Genomic DNA, 17,986 nt, shown 5'->3' with positions numbered 1-17,986 from the left:
AAGGCAGGACGACCATGGCCAAGGCTACAACAATCAAGATCAAGCTGCTGTCGACAGCCGACACCGGTTTCTTCTACGTCACGACGAAGAACAGCCGTACGATGACGGACAAGATGACGAAGACGAAGTACGACCCGATTGCTAAGAAGCATGTCGAGTTCAAGGAAACCAAGATCAAGTAATCGCTTGAGCTGACGGATTTCAAAAAAGCGCGCGCTTTCGGGTTGCGCGTTTTTTATTGTCCGGATGATCGTCTTTGAGAGATGATAGCGCAAACAGACAAAACGCCGCCCTTCCATCTTCGGGAAGTGACGGCGTTTTTGTGAAAGGGGGTCGGCCAGCATGCAAAACGGCACGAGGAACCGCTATAACTTGCCTACTAGCCGACCGACCCCACGACCCAGGAGATGCGGCGGACCTGAGCATCATGGGGTATCGACAACTCCTCAACGGGAGCGCTTCTCTTATGAGCCGATAATTTGCGCAGAAATGAAAGAAAATCAACAAATTCTTAATGGTGAAATTTGTTAGCCTGATTCTATGGTTAAAAGTCCAGATTTGGGACATACAAAGATTTGTCGGCTCTGCTTGGGCTTGAAGCCTAGAGTTGGACCATCCCAAGAAATTCGACAATATAACTTAACAACTTACGCCTCCCCTCCCCTTACGTGAGGTGACGTCGCCGCAGTCTATTTGGCCCTTCCGGCGACAGGCATTTTTTATAGTCTCCATTTCATCTTGAGCCAGCGGCCAGACATCCTCAACACTGTCGCAGGTCGACATATCCGCAGCAACGCCGATGGTCCATTTTTGGGCTATTGAGTTGCAAAATTTTCGCCCCGCATTGCATAAGCGAAGATTAAAAATCGGTAACGATTGGCTTACAGCGGTGGAAAACCCGCAAATGGTGCCTATGGCGGCAACTGATTCGTCAGGCGGCTGCGGCGACCACGCGGTTGCGGCCGGTATTCTTGGCCTCGTAAAGGGCCAGATCCGCCTGTTTCATCAGCTGGTCCGGGGTCAGTACCGCCGCAATCCGCGAGGCGATGCCGAAGGAAGCGGTGACGTTCAGCGCTTGGCCGGCGTGTTTCAGCATGAAGGGAGCGCTTTCGATCGCCGCGCGCAGGCGCTCGGCTACAGTAGCGGCAATTTCCGGCGAGGTGTCGGGCATCACGACGACGAATTCCTCGCCACCGTAGCGGCAGGCGAGATTGGCGCCACGGATGGTCGAACGGACGCGATTTGCGAATTCCCGCAGCACTTCGTCGCCGCCGTCATGGCCGTAGGTGTCGTTTACCTGCTTGAAGCGATCGATATCGGTGATCAACACCGAAAGCGGTCGGCCCCGGGCCATCGAACGGTTGAAGAGTACGTTCAGATGGTTGTCGAGATAGCGCCGGTTATAAAGGCCGGTCAGCGGATCGGTGACGGCAAGCTCGATCGTCTGCTTGACGCTGGCGCGCAGGCGGTCGTTGTAGCGCTTGCGGCGGATCTGCGTCAGGCTGCGGGCAACAAGCTCGTTGGGATCGACCGGGCGGATGATGTAATCGTTGACGCCGAGATCGAGCGCGCGCACCACCATGTCGTCCGCGCCCTGCTCGGTGATGATCAAAATCGGCAGGAAGCGCGTGCGCTCCAGCGAGCGCAGCTGCGAGCAGAGGCGAAGCGGATCGTAGTCATCGAAATTGGCATTGACGATGACAAGATCGAAGGCGCTTTCGGCCGCCTCGAAGAGGGCAGCCTGCGGATCGGAAAGGGCAAGCACGTCGGCGACCGGCTTCAGCGCCTTGACGAGGCGCTCCTGCGAATTGGCGCGGCCGTCAACGAGCAACACTTGAGCGGTCTCATCGGCGCGGCCCTCGCCTGCTCGCGCGAGGTCGTCGATGCCCATCGTATGGGCGGTATCGGAGCGGATGCGCAGCTCGTCGCTCAACGTCTTCAGCCGCAGCAGGCTCTTCACCCGAGAGATCAGCTGCAGATCGTTGACCGGCTTGGTGAGGAAATCATCGGCGCCAGCCTTCAGGCCGCGCACGCGATCGGCCGGCTGGTCGAGCGCGGTGACCATGACGACTGGAATATGGGCTGTCTTCTGGCTCGCCTTCAGCCGTTCGCAGACCTCGAAACCGTCTATGCCGGGCATCATGATGTCGAGCAGGATGAGATCGACCTGGTTGCGCTCGCAGATCGCCAGCGCCGTGTAGCCGTCGGCTGCGGTCATCACGTCGAAATACTCCGCGAGCAGCCGCGCCTCAAGCAGCTTCACGTTGGCCGGAATATCGTCAACCACCAGTATTCGCGCAGTCATAAGTGTCTTTCCGATGCGTCAAGCATCGCCCAGATAGGTCTTGATCGTCTCGATGAATTTTGGAACCGAGATCGGCTTGGAAACATAGGCCTCGCAGCCGCCCTGGCGGATCCGCTCCTCGTCGCCCTTCATCGCGAAAGCCGTGACGGCGATGACGGGAATCACATGCAGCTCGTCGTCTTCCTTCAGCCATTTGGTGACTTCGAGGCCTGAGACCTCGGGAAGCTGAATGTCCATGAGGATGAGATCGGGGCGATGCTTGCGCGCCAGATCCAGCGCCTCCATGCCGTTTCGGGTCTGGATCGTGGTATAACCGGACGCCTCGATGAGGTCGCGAAAGAGCTTCATGTTGAGCTCGTTATCTTCTACAATCATCACCTGTTTGGGCATGACAAGCTGTCCCTACGTCCGTTCGCGCAGCGGTTCGTCCCATGAGAAAGGCACATGCGGACAAAAGCTGCGTGAAACCGATAGCGCACGCTACCGGTATTTGGTTGAAGAAAAGGTAACTTACCCCGCGAAATGCAAAGCAACTTCAAGACATCGAAACAACTGGCAGCCGACCCGCACGAGACGGCGATTGCCGTGCTCGGCTGGCTTGCCGGCGATCCCGACATGTTCGGCCGCTTTCTCGCCCTGACGGGTGTGGCGCCCGGCCAGGTGCGCAACGCCGTCAACGATCCGGGATTTCTCGCCGGCATGATGGATTTCCTGATGAACCACGAACCGACGGCCTTGGCCTTCTGCGCGGCAAGCGGCATAAGCCCGGAGACGGTGACCGCCGCCTGGCGGCATTTCTCTTCGCCGGGCCTCGATTCCGGAGAATACTGACCGTGACCTCCGGGGAATTCGACATCTCGCATATTCGCCTCGGCGAACGGCCGCTGATCGTCTGCGACGTCGACGACGTCGTCCTGCAGTTCATCGATCCCTTCCAGCTTTTCCTCGAGAGCCAGGGGCATGCGTTTCTGCCGCGATCGTTCCGGCTTCACGGCAACATCGTCTCGCAGGCGGATGGCACGGAGATCGAGGATCAGCAGGTCAGTCGGCTGATCGAGGAGTTCTTCGAAGCGCAGGAGCAGTGGCAGACGCCGCTCGATCGCGTCGTCGAAACGCTCGACCGGCTTTCCGAAGAAGCCGATGTGCTTTTCCTGACGGCCATGCAGCCGCGATTCCAGGACCAGCGCCGTCGCCTGCTGGACAGGATGGGCCTGCTTTTTCCGCTGCTTGCCACCGAACAGCCCAAGGGGCCGATCGTTCACGCCTTGCATGCCAGCCGCTCCCTTCCCGTCGTCTTCATCGATGATATGGCGCGCAATCTGCATTCCGTCAGGGATCACGTCGCCGATTGCCTGCTCATTCATCTGATGCCGAACTCACCTGTCCATCGTTTCGCACCGGCCGCCGCCGATGACATTACCCGCGCTACGGACTGGACGCATGTGGCCGAACTCATCGAGGCGCATTTTCTGTCCGGCGCGGTCACTCGCGCAGTTCCAGCCGCATGAGCGGACGGCCGTCCTTGCGCCGCGCCACCGTTTCGAAACCGGCGGCATCAAAGATCGCCGTCGAGCCGATGCAGAGCGTCACGGATTTCGACTGCTTCACATGATCGATCGGGCAGGCTTCGAGCCGCCGCGCTCCCTGGCGCCGGGCATGATCGATCGCGGCGGCGAGCAGGCGATGGCTCATTCCCTTGCCACGCAGTTTGGGCAGCAGGAAAAAGCAACTGACGGCCCAGATGGACGGATCATGCGCATCGTCTTCCTCCAGCGGCCGCGAGACGGTGCGCGGCGAATTGAACTGCGGCACGTCGTGACGCGGCCCGACCTGCACCCAGGCGACCGGCGCGCCGTCGGCATAACAGAGGATGCCCGGCGGCGGGCCTGCCTTGATCCGCTCCCGCATATGCGCCTTGCGCTCGTCGGCCGCCATCTCGGTCCTGATCGCATGCGGCAGGCGCAGCGCGACGCACCAGCAGTTATAGAAGGCACCCTGCGGCCCGAACAGGATTTCGAAGTCGTCCCAGCGCTCTAAGGTGACCGGCTCGAAACGAAGGTCGTTATCCAAAGGCAAAGCTCCCGCGTCTCTTGTGACTCGGAAGCTTAAGGCGTAATGTCCCGGCGTTCAATCTTTGTTCTCATCATGACGCCTGCGCCTGACAAGACACCCGGCTTTTGTCGCGACTGCCTTGCCGAGCAGAAGGGCGAGGCGCGCCGCTGCGTTTCCTGCGGCAGCCCCCGTCTCGTGCGCCATCGTGAACTCTACGCATTGACGCTTGCGCATATCGATTGCGATGCCTTCTACGCAGCGGTGGAGAAACGCGACAATCCTGACCTTGCCGACAAGCCCGTCATCATCGGCGGTGGCAAACGCGGTGTGGTGTCCACCGCCTGCTACATCGCCCGCATCCACGGCGTGCGGTCGGCCATGCCGATGTTCAAGGCGCTGGAGGCGTGCCCAGAGGCGATCGTCATCCGCCCCAACATGGAAAAATATGTCCGGGTCGGGCGGCAGGTGCGGACCATGATGCAGGATCTGACGCCGCTGGTGCAGCCGCTGTCGATCGACGAGGCCTTTCTGGAGCTTGGCGGCACCGAGAGGCTGCATCACGATCCGCCAGCGCGCACGCTCGCCAAATTCGCCCGCCGCATCGAAAAGGAAATCGGCATCACCGTTTCGGTCGGGCTTTCCTACTGCAAATTCCTCGCCAAGGTCGCCTCCGACCTGCAGAAGCCGCGCGGCTTTTCCGTCATCGGCCGTGAGGAAGCGGTCGAATTCCTGGCGCCGCGTCCGGTCACCACGATCTGGGGCGTCGGCAAGGCCTTTGCAGCGACGCTGGAGGCGGACGGCATCCGCACCATCGGCCAGTTGCAGCAGATGGAGGAGAACGACCTGATGCGCCGCTATGGCAGCATCGGCCAGCGGCTCGCACGGCTGTCGCGTGGGATCGACGACCGCGAGGTGCATCTCAACGATGCGGCCAAAAGCGTTTCGTCCGAGACGACCTTTTTCGACGACATCTCGCGTTATGAGGAGCTGGTGCCGATCCTGCGCAACCTCTCCGAAAAGGTCTCCTGGCGGCTGAAGAAAAGCGGCATTGCCGGCCAGACCGTGGTGCTGAAGATGAAGAGCGCCGATTTCAAATCGCGCACCCGCAACCGCAAGCTCGAAGACCCGACCCAGCTTGCCGACAAGATCTTCCGCACCGGGCTCGAGCTTCTCGAAAAGGAGACCGACGGCACGAAGTTCCGACTGCTCGGCATCGGCGTCACCGATCTCGGCGATGCCGCCCGCGCCGATCCGCCCGACCTCATCGACCAGCAATCGGGCCGGCGAGCGGCCGCCGAAGCGGCGATGGACAAGCTGCGCGACAAGTTCGGCACGAAGACGGTCGAGACCGGTTACACCTTCGGCAGCGGCAAGCGCGATCACTAACGCGTGAGGGCAACATCAAGCCCGGCCTATAAAATCTTCCTTAAACTTCGTCCCATAATCTGCCGGGCAGTATTGCGTATGGTTGGGTATCATGTTCTCGCGTCTCGTCTTCGGCCTCGGCTTGCTGTCGGCCACCGCACTCGTGCACCCTGCTCTCGCTGCGGATGCGCGCACGCTGCAGATCATCGTCTCGAAGGACAAGCAGTCGCTTGCGGTCTATGATGGCACCGAGGTCGTCGCGACCTCGAAGGTCTCGACCGGCAAGGACGGTCACACGACGCCGAGCGGCATCTTCTCGGTGCTCGAAAAGCAGAAATACCACGAATCCAATCTCTATTCCAACGCCCCGATGCCGTTCATGCAAAGGCTGACCTGGTCCGGCATCGCGCTGCATGAATCGAATTCCGTGCCGCGTTATCCAGCCTCGCATGGCTGCGTGCGCATGCCCGGCGCCTTCGCCAAAATGCTCTATGGGATGACCGACCCTGGTGTTCCGGTCATCATCAGCGACGGCGAAGTCGTGCCGCAGCCGATCGACCATCCCACCCTTTTCCATCCGGATACACCGGCGCCGATGCCGCTGCTTTCGGATGTCGAACTGCGGCCCTCCATGCCCGACAGCCCCGAAAAACCGGTGCAGGTGGCAATGAACGACACGGCTGCGATGCCAATGCCGGCAATACAGCCGGCCGCAACACCCGAACCCGAGCCGCCGTCCGAGCCGATCAGCATGCTCGTCACGCGCCGGACGCTGCGCGAGACGGTGATCGACATCCAGACCCTGCTCAACCAGCTCGGCTTTTCCGCCGGCGATCCGGACGGCTTGCTCGGTCCGTCGACCGTGCAGGCGATCAGGGATTTCAAGGCGCTGCGGCCGGCAGAATTTGCCGGCGACAGGAGCCTGGTCTCCGACGCGCTCCTCAAGGAAGTTTATGCCGCAACCGGCAAGGGTCAGCCGCCGAACGGCGTCATCATGGTGCGGCAGGCCTTCAAGCCGATCTTCGAAGCGCCGGTGACGATCGCCGATCCGGGCTTGGCGCTCGGCACACATTTCTTCACGCTGCATGCTGTCGATGAAAAGGCCGGTACGGCGGACTGGCTCGGCATTACGCTAGAGAACAATCTCTCCCGCGAGACGATGAAGCGGCTCGGCATCACCAATCAGGAAAGCTCGATCGTCACAGGCAGGCCGATCGCCCGTTCACTCAGCCGCATCACGATCCCCGACGAGACCCGCCGCAGGATCGATGCGCTGATCGCGCCCGGCTCGACACTGACGATCTCCGATACCGGCCTCGGCCGGGAGACCGGCGAAGGCACGGATTTCATCACGATCACCCGCGGGTGACGCGGGGCTGATCAAACCAGTTCGACGTCGACAACGCCGGGGGCGGCGCGAAGGGCGGCGGCGATCTCAGGGGTGATGCGGTATTTCTCCGGCAGCGCCACCTCCACCTCGCGTTTGCCCTCCTCCTTGATGACGATGAAGGAAACGAGGCCGTCGCCCTTGGCGTTCAAGTGGCCGGCGACCATCCTGAGCGGTCCGGAATCTCTGATATAGACGCGCAGCGCCTTCTGCATCTGCAGCGACTTTTCCTCCAGCGACTGGATCGTCTGGATGCGCAGGCCGATGCCCTCCGGCCGCTCCTCACCGGTGGCGGTCAGCACGAAGGATTTGCCGGATTCCAGCACGTCGCGATACTGGTTCAGCATTTCCGAAAACAGCACCGCTTCGAACTGGCCGGAAGAATCCGAAAAGACGATGATGCCCATCTTGTTGCCGGTGCGGGTCTTGCGCTCCTGCTTGGAGATGACGGTGCCGGCAAGCCGAGCATTGGCCGCGCCCTGTTTGATCGCTTGGGAAAATTCGGCAAAGGTCTGCACCCGCATCTTCTGCAGGATGTTGTTGTAGGAATCGAGCGGGTGGGCCGTGAGATAGAAGCCCAACACCTGGAATTCCTTCAGCAGCCGCTCCGAGGGGAGCCAGGGCGAGAACGGCGGCAGGGAGATTTTCTCCGGTCCCGTGGTCAGCGTGCTGCCGAAAATGTCCGACTGGCCGCTCAGCTTGTTCTCTTGGGCGCGCTGGGCATAACCGAGGATGCGGTCGAGGCCGGCTGCAAGCTGGGCGCGGTCCATATCGAAACAATCGAAGGCGCCGGCATAGATCAGGCTTTCGAGCACGCGGCGATTGACCTGGCGCGGATCGATGCGCAGGCAGAAATCCTCGATGCTGGCGAAAGGCTTATCGCCACGCACCGCGACGATATGGTCGACGGCGGATTCGCCGACGCCTTTGAGGGCGGCGAGCGCGTAGTAGATGCGGTTGTCGCCGGTTTCGAAATGGCGGAAGGAGGTCTGCACCGAGGGTGCGATCACCTCGATGCCAAGGCGCTTGGCATCCTGGCGGAAATCATTGACCTTTTCCGTATTGGACATGTCGAGCGTCATCGAGGCGGCGAGGAATTCGACCGGATAATGCGCCTTCATGTAGGCCGTCTGGTAGGAGACGATGGCGTAGGCGGCGGCATGCGACTTGTTGAAGCCGTAATTGGCGAACTTCGCCAGCAGTTCGAAGATATTGTCGGCCTGCGGCTTCGACACACCGTTCTTGACGGCGCCAACGACGAAGCGCTCGCGCTGCTGGTCCATCTCGGCCTTGATCTTCTTGCCCATGGCGCGGCGCAGAAGGTCGGCTTCACCCAGCGAATAGCCGGACAGGACCTGGGCGATCTGCATCACCTGCTCCTGATAGACGATAACGCCTTGCGTTTCCTTGAGCAGGTGGTCGATCATCGGATGGATCGATTCCAGCTCTTCGTCGCCGTGCTTGCGGGCATTGTAGGTCGGGATGTTCTCCATCGGGCCCGGACGATAGAGCGCCACCAGCGCGATGATGTCCTCGATGCAGTCCGGCTTCATGCCGATCAGCGCCTTGCGCATGCCGGCACTTTCCACCTGGAACACGCCGACCGTCTCGCCGCGCGACAGCATCTCGTAGGTCTTTTTGTCGTCGAGAGGAATGGCCGCGAGATCGACCTTGACGCCGAGCTTGGCGACGAAATCAACGGCGACCTTCAGCACCGTCAACGTCTTCAGACCGAGGAAGTCGAACTTGACCAGGCCCGCCTGCTCGACCCATTTCATGTTGAACTGGGTGACCGGCATATCGGAGCGCGGATCGCGATACATCGGCACCAGCTTGGAAAGCGGGCGGTCGCCGATGACGATGCCGGCGGCATGGGTCGAGGCGTGGCGGTAAAGTCCCTCGATCTTCTGGGCGATATCGAGCAGGCGCGCGACAACCGGTTCCTTCGCCGCCTCCTCCTGCAGCTTCGGCTCCTCCTCGATCGCTTTGGACAGCGGGGTCGGATTGGCCGGGTTGTTCGGCACCAGTTTGCAGATCTTGTCGACCTGGCCATAGGGCATCTCAAGCACGCGGCCGACGTCGCGAAGGGCGGCGCGCGCCTGCAGCGAACCGAAGGTGATGATCTGCGCCACCTGCTCGCGGCCATACTTGGTCTGGACGTAGCGGATCACCTCTTCGCGGCGGTCCTGGCAGAAGTCGATGTCGAAGTCCGGCATCGAGACGCGTTCGGGATTGAGGAAGCGCTCGAAGAGCAGCGAAAAACGCAAGGGATCGACGTCGGTGATCGTCAAGGCATAGGCGACCAGCGAACCGGCGCCCGAGCCGCGGCCGGGACCGACGGGAATGTCATGCTGCTTGGCCCATTTGATGAAGTCGGCAACGATCAGGAAGTAGCCGGGAAAGCGCATGCGTTCGATAACGCTGAGCTCGAAATCCAGCCGCTCGCGATAATCCTTCTCCTCGTAACCCGGCGACATGCCGAGCGTGGCCAGCCGCATGTCCAGCCCTTCGACCGCCTGGCGGCGCAGCTCGCTCGCCTCGGCGCGTTCGGCCTCCTCGGCATCGTCGGTCGCACCGGTGAAGCGCGGCAGGATCGGCTTTCTGGTCTTCAGCACGAAGGAGCAGCGCCTGGCGATCTCGATGGTATTTTCCAGCGCTTCCGGCAGGTCGGCGAAGAGCTTGGCCATCTCGGCCCGGCTCTTCAGATAGTGATCGGGCGTCAGGCGAAAGCGGCTGTCGTCGGAGACGATGGCGTTGTGCGCGACCGCCATCAGCGCATCATGGGCGTCATAATCGTCGCGCGTCGGAAAGAAGGCCTCGTTGGTCGCAACCAGCGGCAGGTCGTGGGCATAGGCAAGCCCGACAATCTTCTGCTCGTGCCGCTTGTCGTAGGTGCCGTGGCGCTGCAGCTCGACATAAAGCCTGTCGCCGAAGAGGCGCTTCAGCATGAGCAGTCGGGCCTCCGCCTGGGCGGGATGGCCTTCCCTGATCGCCATGTCGACCGGGCCGGTCGGGGCGCCGGTCAATGCGATCAGCCCTTCCGTGCCGGCCTCTTCCAACCAGGAGGCTTTGATATGAACGGCCTGGTTGCTTTCGCCGCCGAGATAGGCCCGGCTGACGAGATCGACGAGCCGTTCGTAGCCGGCATCGGTCGCGGCGAGAAGAACGATCGACGGCAGCTTGACCAGGGCTTGCTGGCCGCCGCGCTTTTCCGTTTCCAACCCGTCTCCCATGTCGATCGAGACCTGACAGCCGATGATCGGCTGCAGGCCCTCGTCCATCGCCTTCTGGGAGAATTCGAGGGCGACGAACAGATTGTTGGTGTCGGTGATCGCAATCGCCGGCTGGCTGTCGCCGGTCGCCTTGTAGAGGATCTTCTTCAGCGGCAGAGCGCCCTCGAGAAGCGAATAGGCGGAATGGACCCTCAGGTGGATGAAACCCGGCGTGCCGCCGGTCGCCTCACCCGTTGAACCCTTTGCCGTATCCGCCATGACATGCCTTCCCAATCACCCGAATGAATCGGACGCATTGTCGGCATAGAGGGCGATGATGTCCAGAAGAAGTCCCGCCTCCGGACCGCATGATTGCCATGCGGTCCCCTGAAAACTTTAGATCGCCATCACGATGAGCGAGAAGCTGGCAACGAACATTGCGATGGAGGTGAATGCTGCGATATCACGGATCATGTCAGTCATCGGGCTCTCCTTTACTCGTTATGTTTTCACTTTGTTCCATGTATGTTCCGTTGTCAACAGGAATCTTTTCCTTCTTTCTTGCATGTGGAAAATCCCGGATGCGCGCGGCGAATCGCACGAACTGGCACTTGTTGTGATCTGGGGCCGTCATGCCCTTCCCCCGCCCCCACAGACCAGACATCGTGTTCGGGCGGCCGCCTTCCCCTCAAAGTGATGCGCTTATTCCACCAGAAGTTCTCTTTTTGTTCTTTACATGTCGCGACCTATTTGCCAGCATCGGGCTGAGAGGAGAACGACATGCTCGACATTGCGATGCTGAATGAATTCATCGTGGAGGCGAAGGCTGCGACCTATGTCGGGGGCGGCGTGCCGCGCGCGCCGTGCCGGCCGGGTTCCCACGATATCGGTTACGAACGCGGTGACTGGCGCTATCTCGACAGCTATTTCGGCGGCACCGATTTCGCCGGGCAGGAAGTGGTGTGGTTTGCCGGAGAGCCCGCCTGGGCGATGAATTATTTCGGCTGCGTCATTGCGCCTGAGCTCATCGACGGCACAGCAGCCGGAGCGGTGATCAAGGCTGCACTTTCGGCGATGTATCGAGAGGGCCGGTTTCTGGACGGCATGGAATTCGATCATCCGTTCGGCCGCTATATCGATAGCAGCGAAGGCGGCTGCGCGCGGTTCACCGGCCATGAATGCATCATGGTCGACGGCCGGAAGGCCTATGCGCTCGATTATCGCGGCGGGCTGGTCATCCCCTGAGCACAGCCTCAGAAATCAACGATCTTGCCGTCGGAGATCGTGACGCGCCGATCCATGCGGCGGGCAAGCTCGTGATTGTGGGTGGCGATCAGGGCGGCAAGGCCGGACTGGCGCACCAGCGCTTCCAGCGCGTCGAAGACGTAGCTTGCCGTTTCCGGGTCGAGATTGCCGGTCGGCTCATCGGCAAGAAGCAGGGTCGGCGCATTGGCGACGGCGCGGGCGATCGCAACGCGCTGCTGCTCGCCGCCGGAAAGCTCGCCCGGGCGGTGCGAACCACGATGGCCGATGCGCATATAATCGAGAAGCTGGCCGGCCCGCTCTCCGGCTTCCTTCCAGGAAAGCCCGGCGATCAGCTGCGGCATCATGATGTTTTCGAGCGCCGAGAATTCCGGCAGCAGGTGGTGGAACTGGTAGACGAAGCCGATTTCGCTGCGGCGGATCGCGGTACGTTTATCGTCGCTCAGGCCGTCACAGGCATGGCCATTGATGTTGACTTCACCGCCGTCCGGATGCTCCAGGAGGCCGGCGACATGCAGCAGCGTCGATTTGCCGGTGCCGGAAGGGGCGACGAGAGCGACGATTTCGCCTTTCGATATCGAAAAATCTGCGCCCTTCAGGATCGGGAGCAGCGTATCGCCCTGCCCGTAATGGCGCTCGACGCCGGTAAGCTTGAGAACGACGTTGCGTTTCATGAAGGCGGCATTCCTTATTCGTAGCGCAGGGCCTGCACCGGATCGAGCTTTGAGGCACGCCAGGCGGGGAAAATGGTCGCAATGAAGGACAGCGTCAGCGCCATGACGACGATCGAGATCGTTTCGCTGAGATCCATTTCGGCCGGCAGCTGGCTGAGGAAATAGACCTGCGGATTGAAGAGTACGGTGCCTGATATCCAGGAGAAGAACTGGCGGACAGATTCGATGTTGACGCAGACGAGAACGCCGAGCAGAACGCCGGCAATAGTGCCGACGATGCCGATCGCTGCCCCGGTCATGAAGAAGATGCGCATGATCGCACCGGCGGTGGCGCCCATGGTGCGCAGAATGGCGATATCGCTGCCCTTGTCCTTCACCAGCATGATGAGGCCGGAAATGATATTCAGCGCCGCGACAAGCACGATCAGCGTCAAGATCATGAACATGACGTTGCGCTCGACCTGGAGTGCGGAGAAGAAGGTCTGGTTGCGCTGGCGCCAGTCGGTAATGGCGATCTGGCGGCCGGCCGCCTCCTCCACCTTGGGCCTGAGATCGTCGATATCGTCCGGATTGTCGACGAAGAGCTCGATCGACTGCACCAGCCCCTCGGCGTTGAAATAGAGCTGCGCTTCCTCGAGCGGCATGAAGATGATCGAGGAGTCATATTCCGACATGCCGATCTCGAAGAGGCCTGAGATCTTGTAGGACTTGATGCGCGGGCTGACGCCCATCGGCGTGATGTCACCATCTGGCGACGTCAGCGTAATGAGATCGCCGACGCGCAGACCGAGCTGGTCGGCCATGCGGGTGCCGATCAGCACACCGTCGCCGGAGGCATAGCCTACCATATCGCCGGATTTGATGTTGTCGGAGATCGTCTTGAGCTTGGTCAGGTCGTCGGCGCGGGCGCCGCGCACCAGCGCGCCGGTGCTGCCGCCGGCCTGGGCGGAAGCGAGCACCTGGCCCTCCACCAAGGGCAGCGCCATCTTGACGCCGGGTACGGCGGCGAGCTTGCCGCTGAGAGCGGGATAATCGGTGAAGGGGCCGTCGACCGGCTGGACGATCATGTGGCCGTTAATGCCGAGAATGCGCGAAACGAGCTCGGTGCGGAAGCCGTTCATAACGGCCATGACGATGATCAACGTCGCAACGCCCAGCATGATGCCGACGAAGGAGAAGCCGGCGATCACCGAGATGAAGGCCTCCTTGCGGCGGGCGCGCAGATAACGCCACGCCACGAGGCGTTCGAAGGTGGAAAATGGCTTGCCAGCCGGACCCAAGCCGGATTTTGAACTCCGGTCCACTGCTGCCTCTGCCATTTCGCCTCCGTTTCCTTAAGCCACGAACCGGTTGATCGCCGCTTCGATGGTCATCGTTTCGCGGGCGCCGGTCTTGCGGTCCTTCACTTCAACTTCGCCGTTGGCGACCGCGCGCGGGCCGGCGATGATCTGGACGGGCACGCCGATCAGGTCGGCGGTCGCGAATTTCGTGCCGGCCCGATCGTCGGTATCGTCGTAGAGCACATCCTTGCCGGCCTTGCTCAGCGCGGCATAGATCAGCTCGCAGGTATCGTCGCAGGCCTGATCGCCCGCCTTCATGTTGATCACCACAACATCGAAGGGCGCGACCGATGCCGGCCAGATGATTCCATTGTCGTCATGCGATGCTTCGATGATGGCGGGAACAAGGCGTGTCGGCCCGATACCGTAGGAACCCATGTGGACGAAGTGCTCCTTGCCGTCCGGTCCCTGCACTTTTGCGCCCATCGGCTCGGAATATCTGGTGCCGAAATAGAAGATGTGGCCGACCTCGATACCACGCGCCGAAAGCCGGTCGCCTTCGGGAACGGCGTTGAAAGCCGCCTCATCGTGCATTTCCGAGGTCGCCGCATAGAGCGAGGTCCACTTGTCGAAGATCGCCTGCAGGCCCTCGACGCTGTCGAAATCGATGTGTTCGCCGGGAATATCGAAGCCGACGAAGTCCTTGTGGCAAAAGACTTCGGATTCGCCGGTATCGGCGAGGATGATGAACTCATGGCTGAGATTGCCGCCGATCGGGCCGGTGTCGGCGCGCATCGGAATGGCGCGCAGGCCCAACCGATCGAAGGTTCTGAGATAGGCGGCGAACATCTTGTTGTAGGAATGCTCCGCCCCTTCGCGCGTCAGATCGAAGGAATAGGCGTCCTTCATCATGAATTCGCGCGAGCGCATGGTGCCGAAGCGCGGACGGATCTCGTCGCGGAATTTCAGCTGGATGTGATAGAGATTGAGCGGCAGGTCCTTGTAGGATTTGACGGAAGAGCGGAAAATATCCGTTACCATCTCCTCGTTGGTGGGGCCGTAAAGCATCGGCCGATCCTGGCGGTCCTTGATGCGCAGCATCTCCTTGCCGTAGGCGTCATAGCGGCCGCTTTCCTGCCAGAGTTCGGCCGATTGCAGCGTCGGCATCGACAGCTCGATGGCGCCCGCGCGGTTCTGCTCGTCGCGGATAATGGCGTTGACCTTGTCGAGCACGCGCTTGCCGAGCGGCAGCCAGGAATAGATGCCCTGCGACTGCTGACGGATCATGCCGGCGCGCAGCATCAGCCGGTGGGAGACGATTTCCGCCTCCTTGGGATTTTCCTTGAGGATGGGCATGAAAAAGCGGGACAGACGCATGGCGGATTCCGGAGCAGTTGAGATCCCGCAGCAAGCGGAATCGAAGGCAATTGTTGACGTGGGAGCGTTCATAGCCGCTTCGCGGCAGGAAGGAAACCCGCAACGGATGTTGGCAACCTCCCGGAAGCGCATGTTCGCACCCGCAAAATGAACGGGCCAGAAAAAGCGCGTGTTTATAAGGACTTGAACGAAAATCTTGTCAACAGAAAAATTTTGCTAGAGTGTAGCAAAAATGCAAAAAAAGCTGATGACAAAGCCCAATGTTTGAGCTAGCTTTAGCTCACAAAACAGGCAGGAAGGATAAATTCTTGCCGAATTCGCGGTCAAGTCTTGGGAGGATCAGATCTTAGGCGCGCTCGTCGCAGCCCCGGCAACGGTTACAGATCACGCGATACTTAAAACAAGGCTTCTAGCCTTGTTTTTTTTTGGCTTTTCGGCTTTTCACCTCATCCACGAAACCCGCAGCTTCCGTAGGGGATGACCCTCATTCCGTTACGTCAGCTCTGTGCCGCAACAGCATGACGCCGGTATGACGAAATTCGCTTTTCCATAGATTTGCATATGCTCAAAGTTTGAGCAAAAGCCACGCTTCAATAGAAGCTGGGACCGAGTTGCGGCAGGGCGTCGAAGCCCCAACCGAAATAGGTGTCGCAAACGTACCAGAGGCCGTAGATCACAGCCGAAATCAGCGTCGTCAGCGAAAAGACGAAAGCGGCGCGAAACCGGGCGGGCGCACTCGGAACGGTGCCGAGCACGACATCATTGTCTTCCGCCTGGGTGCGCAGGCCGATCGGCAGAACGGCGAAAAGCGTCATCCACCAGATGATGAAGTAGACGGCAAATCCCTGAAGAAAGATCTCGAGCATTATCGGTCCCGTTGATGTCGCGCTGATATCGCGTCCTTATACGGCGGAATGGCGACCAACTCAAAGCGAGCGAAGCGTTTAGTCGCCTTCGGGTCACTCTGCCGCAGCAGGGGTCAGGCCTGTTCAAGTTCGATCAGCGTGCCAAAGAAATCCTTGGGATGCAGAAAGAGCACCGGCTTGCCATGCGCGCCGGTCTTCGGCTTGATATCGCCGAGCACTCTGGCACCCGCCTCGACCAGCCGGTCACGGGCGAGAAGAATATCGTCCACTTCGTAGCAGATGTGGTGCATGCCGCCGGACGGGTTCTTTTCGAGGAAGGCTGCGATCGGCGAAGCGTCACCCAGCGGCTGCAACAATTCGACCTTGGTGTTCGGCAGTTCGACGAAGACGACGGTGACGCCGTGCTCCGGCAGAGCCTGCGGCTGCGATACCGCAGCCCCCAGCGTGTCGCGATAGGCGGCCGTCGCCACTGCCAGATCGGGAACGGCGATGGCGATATGGTTGACCCGGCCGAGCATGATCAGACCTTGGTGACGAAGGCGGTGACGACGGGCTTCTTACCCCAGGCGTGATTGGCGGCCGAGCGGATGGCGCGGCGCACGGCCTCCTGCAGCATGTCGATATCCTTGCGGCGGGCGCGCGGAATGCTTTCAATGGCGCTGACCGCCGCGTCGAACAGCGTATCTTCCATCTCCTCGCCCTCGTCGTCATAGACCGGCAGGCCGATCGACACGAGATCGGGATCGCCGACGATGTCATAGCGGGCGTCGAGCACGACGTTGACGGCGACATGGCCGACATAGGAGAGCTTCTTGCGCTCGCCGATGCCCATCTCGTCGAAATCGCCGATCAGCGTGCCGTCCTTATAAATGCGGCCATGTGGCGCTTCGCCAATCACCTCGACGGGACCGGGCGCCAGTCGCAGGATATCGCCGTTGCGCACGCGCGGCACGATCGCGATCCCGGATTGCTCGGCCAATTCCTTGTGCGCCGTCAGATGCGTCGCCTCGCCATGCACCGGCACGACGATCTTCGGCCGCGTCCACTCATACATCCGCTGCAACTCGTTGCGGCGGGGATGGCCGGACACGTGGACCAGCGCCTCGGTATCGGTGATGATGTGCACGCCCTGCTCGACGAGGCCGTTCTTGATATCCTGGATCGCCTTCTCGTTGCCGGGAATGGCGCGCGAGGAAAAGACGACGATATCGCCTGCCGCAAAGGCCACATTGCGCATTTCGTCGCGGGAGAGCTTGGCAAGGGCTGCCCGTGCCTCGCCCTGGCTGCCGGTCAGGATGACGACGACCTTGTCGCGCGGGATATAGCCGTATTCCTCCTCGGAGATGAAGGGCTTCACGCCTTCCATCAGGCCGATATCCTGGGCGACATCGACGACGCGCTTCAGCGAGCTGCCGAGCAGCAGCACTTCGCGGCCGGCCGCCTCGGCGGCCTCGGCAACGGTACGGATGCGCCCGACATTCGACGAGAAGGTGGTGATCGCCACCCTGCCCTCGGCATTCTCGATGATCTTGCGCAGGCTTTCGGACACATCCTTCTCGGAGGGCGAAACACCGTCGCGCAGCGCATTGGTGGAATCGCACATCAGCGCCAGCACGCCCTCGTCGCCGAGCTGGCGGAAACGTGTCTCGTCGGTCAGCGGCCCGAGCGAAGGCTCGTGGTCGATCTTCCAGTCGCCGGTATGGATGACATTGCCGACCGGCGTGCGGATCATGAGCGACATCGGTTCGGGGATCGAATGGTTGACGGCCACGCCTTCGATGCTGAAGGGGCCGACATTGATCGTATCGCCCGCCTTGAACCGCGTCACCGGCACTTCGCCGATCGTCGCCTTCTCGAAATTGCGCTTGGCTTCGAGCAGACCTGCAGTAAAGCCCGACGCATAGACCGGCACATTGAGGCCGGGCCAGAGATCGGCCAGCGCGCCGTAATGGTCTTCATGCGCGTGGGTGATGATGATCGCCTTGAGGTTCTTCCGCTCGCTGGCGAGGAAGCGGATATCGGGCAGCACGAGGTCGACGCCCGGCAGGTCGGGGCCGGGAAAGGTGACGCCGCAATCGACCATGATCCACTGGCGGTGCTCGGGCGGGCCGTAGCCATAAAGAGCGAGATTCATGCCAATCTCGCCAACGCCGCCCAGAGGCAGGAATACCAGTTCGTCCTGTTTCGCCATAATTTTCGTTTGTT

16 protein-coding genes are annotated in these 17,986 nt (G+C 61.0%); 6 read left to right on the top strand and 10 right to left on the bottom strand.

Annotation, left to right across the window (positions count from 1 at the left end; translation table 11 throughout):
* Positions 1 to 14: 14 nt before the first annotated feature.
* On the top strand, positions 15 to 182 hold the full coding sequence (rpmG, locus tag FHT79_RS20925) for a 50S ribosomal protein L33 (protein ID WP_003587245.1): 168 nt from the start codon (positions 15 to 17) through the stop codon (positions 180 to 182).
* A 749-nt stretch (positions 183 to 931) separates the two neighbouring features.
* On the opposite strand, the gene FHT79_RS20920 is transcribed toward rpmG, so the two are convergent.
* Both FHT79_RS20920 and FHT79_RS20915 read right to left on the bottom strand, forming a co-directional pair.
* Positions 932 to 2,305 carry a PleD family two-component system response regulator gene (locus FHT79_RS20920; protein WP_183904029.1) on the bottom strand — a complete coding sequence of 458 codons (1,374 nt, stop codon included), beginning with the start codon at positions 2,303 to 2,305 and terminating at the stop codon, positions 932 to 934.
* 18 nt (positions 2,306 to 2,323) lie between these two features.
* Positions 2,324 to 2,695, bottom strand: coding sequence for a response regulator (locus FHT79_RS20915; RefSeq protein ID WP_003547430.1), 372 nt, complete (start codon positions 2,693 to 2,695; stop codon positions 2,324 to 2,326).
* A gap of 132 nt (positions 2,696 to 2,827) precedes the next feature.
* Between FHT79_RS20915 and FHT79_RS20910 the strand changes: the two genes are divergently transcribed.
* Positions 2,828 to 3,136 (top strand): DUF3572 domain-containing protein, encoded by a 309-nt coding sequence (locus FHT79_RS20910; RefSeq protein WP_047616556.1) that lies wholly within the window; start codon positions 2,828 to 2,830, stop codon positions 3,134 to 3,136.
* Positions 3,137 to 3,138: 2 nt separating this feature from the next.
* Positions 3,139 to 3,813: a hypothetical protein gene (locus FHT79_RS20905; RefSeq protein ID WP_183904028.1), complete on the top strand. Its 675-nt coding sequence runs from the start codon at positions 3,139 to 3,141 to the stop codon at positions 3,811 to 3,813.
* On the opposite strand, the gene FHT79_RS20900 is transcribed toward FHT79_RS20905, so the two are convergent.
* Positions 3,788 to 4,375 carry a GNAT family N-acetyltransferase gene (locus FHT79_RS20900; RefSeq protein WP_183904027.1) on the bottom strand — a complete coding sequence of 196 codons (588 nt, stop codon included), beginning with the start codon at positions 4,373 to 4,375 and terminating at the stop codon, positions 3,788 to 3,790. The two genes, FHT79_RS20905 and FHT79_RS20900, sit on opposite strands and share 26 nt — an antisense overlap.
* 75 nt (positions 4,376 to 4,450) lie before the next feature.
* Here FHT79_RS20900 and FHT79_RS20895 point away from each other — a divergent pair, with 75 nt between their 5' ends.
* Together FHT79_RS20895 and FHT79_RS20890 are read left to right on the top strand one after the other, a co-directional pair.
* Positions 4,451 to 5,743: a DNA polymerase IV gene (locus FHT79_RS20895; protein ID WP_183904052.1), complete on the top strand. Its 1,293-nt coding sequence runs from the start codon at positions 4,451 to 4,453 to the stop codon at positions 5,741 to 5,743.
* A 91-nt stretch (positions 5,744 to 5,834) separates the two neighbouring features.
* Positions 5,835 to 7,091: a L,D-transpeptidase family protein gene (locus tag FHT79_RS20890; protein WP_183904026.1), complete on the top strand. Its 1,257-nt coding sequence runs from the start codon at positions 5,835 to 5,837 to the stop codon at positions 7,089 to 7,091.
* A gap of 11 nt (positions 7,092 to 7,102) precedes the next feature.
* On the opposite strand, the gene dnaE is transcribed toward FHT79_RS20890, so the two are convergent.
* The gene (dnaE, locus tag FHT79_RS20885) at positions 7,103 to 10,600 is read right to left on the bottom strand and encodes a DNA polymerase III subunit alpha (RefSeq protein ID WP_183904025.1); all 3,498 of its coding nucleotides are present in this window, start codon (positions 10,598 to 10,600) and stop codon (positions 7,103 to 7,105) included.
* 501 nt (positions 10,601 to 11,101) lie between these two features.
* Between dnaE and FHT79_RS20880 the strand changes: the two genes are divergently transcribed.
* A complete protein-coding gene (locus FHT79_RS20880) occupies positions 11,102 to 11,566 on the top strand; it encodes a DUF5680 domain-containing protein (protein WP_183904024.1) in 465 nt (154 codons plus the stop codon).
* Positions 11,567 to 11,574: 8 nt separating this feature from the next.
* Here the strand turns inward: FHT79_RS20880 and FHT79_RS20875 are convergent, their stop codons facing one another.
* From FHT79_RS20875 to FHT79_RS20850, 6 genes are all read right to left on the bottom strand, one after another.
* Complete coding sequence (locus FHT79_RS20875; RefSeq protein WP_047616540.1) at positions 11,575 to 12,258, bottom strand: ABC transporter ATP-binding protein; 684 nt, start codon at positions 12,256 to 12,258, stop codon at positions 11,575 to 11,577.
* 14 nt (positions 12,259 to 12,272) lie between these two features.
* On the bottom strand, positions 12,273 to 13,577 hold the full coding sequence (locus FHT79_RS20870) for a lipoprotein-releasing ABC transporter permease subunit (protein ID WP_047616538.1): 1,305 nt from the start codon (positions 13,575 to 13,577) through the stop codon (positions 12,273 to 12,275).
* A 15-nt stretch (positions 13,578 to 13,592) separates the two neighbouring features.
* A complete protein-coding gene (gene proS, locus FHT79_RS20865; RefSeq protein WP_097623007.1) occupies positions 13,593 to 14,915 on the bottom strand; it encodes a proline--tRNA ligase in 1,323 nt (440 codons plus the stop codon).
* Between the two features lie 590 nt (positions 14,916 to 15,505).
* Positions 15,506 to 15,781 (bottom strand): DUF1467 family protein, encoded by a 276-nt coding sequence (locus FHT79_RS20860; protein ID WP_047616533.1) that lies wholly within the window; start codon positions 15,779 to 15,781, stop codon positions 15,506 to 15,508.
* A 113-nt stretch (positions 15,782 to 15,894) separates the two neighbouring features.
* The gene (gene mce, locus FHT79_RS20855; RefSeq protein ID WP_183904023.1) at positions 15,895 to 16,299 is read right to left on the bottom strand and encodes a methylmalonyl-CoA epimerase; all 405 of its coding nucleotides are present in this window, start codon (positions 16,297 to 16,299) and stop codon (positions 15,895 to 15,897) included.
* A 2-nt stretch (positions 16,300 to 16,301) separates the two neighbouring features.
* Positions 16,302 to 17,972 (bottom strand): ribonuclease J, encoded by a 1,671-nt coding sequence (locus FHT79_RS20850; protein ID WP_183904022.1) that lies wholly within the window; start codon positions 17,970 to 17,972, stop codon positions 16,302 to 16,304.
* Positions 17,973 to 17,986 lie beyond the last annotated feature (14 nt).

Origin of the sequence: Rhizobium sp. BK212, from assembly GCF_014197475.1 — a bacterium.
GTDB classification, from domain to species: domain Bacteria; phylum Pseudomonadota; class Alphaproteobacteria; order Rhizobiales; family Rhizobiaceae; genus Rhizobium; species Rhizobium anhuiense.
This window is presented reverse-complemented; position numbering and strand designations above follow the sequence as displayed.

Coding starts and splice junctions, on each gene's coding strand:
- FHT79_RS20850 (WP_183904022.1), bottom strand. CDS start 17,972: ATGGCGAAACAGGACGAACTGGTATTCCTGCCTCTGGGCGGCGTTGGC.
- FHT79_RS20920 (WP_183904029.1), bottom strand. CDS start 2,305: ATGACTGCGCGAATACTGGTGGTTGACGATATTCCGGCCAACGTGAAG.
- FHT79_RS20915 (WP_003547430.1), bottom strand. CDS start 2,695: ATGCCCAAACAGGTGATGATTGTAGAAGATAACGAGCTCAACATGAAG.
- rpmG (WP_003587245.1), top strand. CDS start 15: ATGGCCAAGGCTACAACAATCAAGATCAAGCTGCTGTCGACAGCCGAC.
- FHT79_RS20860 (WP_047616533.1), bottom strand. CDS start 15,781: ATGCTCGAGATCTTTCTTCAGGGATTTGCCGTCTACTTCATCATCTGG.
- FHT79_RS20890 (WP_183904026.1), top strand. CDS start 5,835: ATGTTCTCGCGTCTCGTCTTCGGCCTCGGCTTGCTGTCGGCCACCGCA.
- dnaE (WP_183904025.1), bottom strand. CDS start 10,600: ATGGCGGATACGGCAAAGGGTTCAACGGGTGAGGCGACCGGCGGCACG.
- FHT79_RS20870 (WP_047616538.1), bottom strand. CDS start 13,577: ATGGCAGAGGCAGCAGTGGACCGGAGTTCAAAATCCGGCTTGGGTCCG.
- proS (WP_097623007.1), bottom strand. CDS start 14,915: ATGCGTCTGTCCCGCTTTTTCATGCCCATCCTCAAGGAAAATCCCAAG.
- mce (WP_183904023.1), bottom strand. CDS start 16,299: ATGCTCGGCCGGGTCAACCATATCGCCATCGCCGTTCCCGATCTGGCA.
- FHT79_RS20880 (WP_183904024.1), top strand. CDS start 11,102: ATGCTCGACATTGCGATGCTGAATGAATTCATCGTGGAGGCGAAGGCT.
- FHT79_RS20895 (WP_183904052.1), top strand. CDS start 4,451: ATGACGCCTGCGCCTGACAAGACACCCGGCTTTTGTCGCGACTGCCTT.
- FHT79_RS20910 (WP_047616556.1), top strand. CDS start 2,828: ATGCAAAGCAACTTCAAGACATCGAAACAACTGGCAGCCGACCCGCAC.
- FHT79_RS20875 (WP_047616540.1), bottom strand. CDS start 12,258: ATGAAACGCAACGTCGTTCTCAAGCTTACCGGCGTCGAGCGCCATTAC.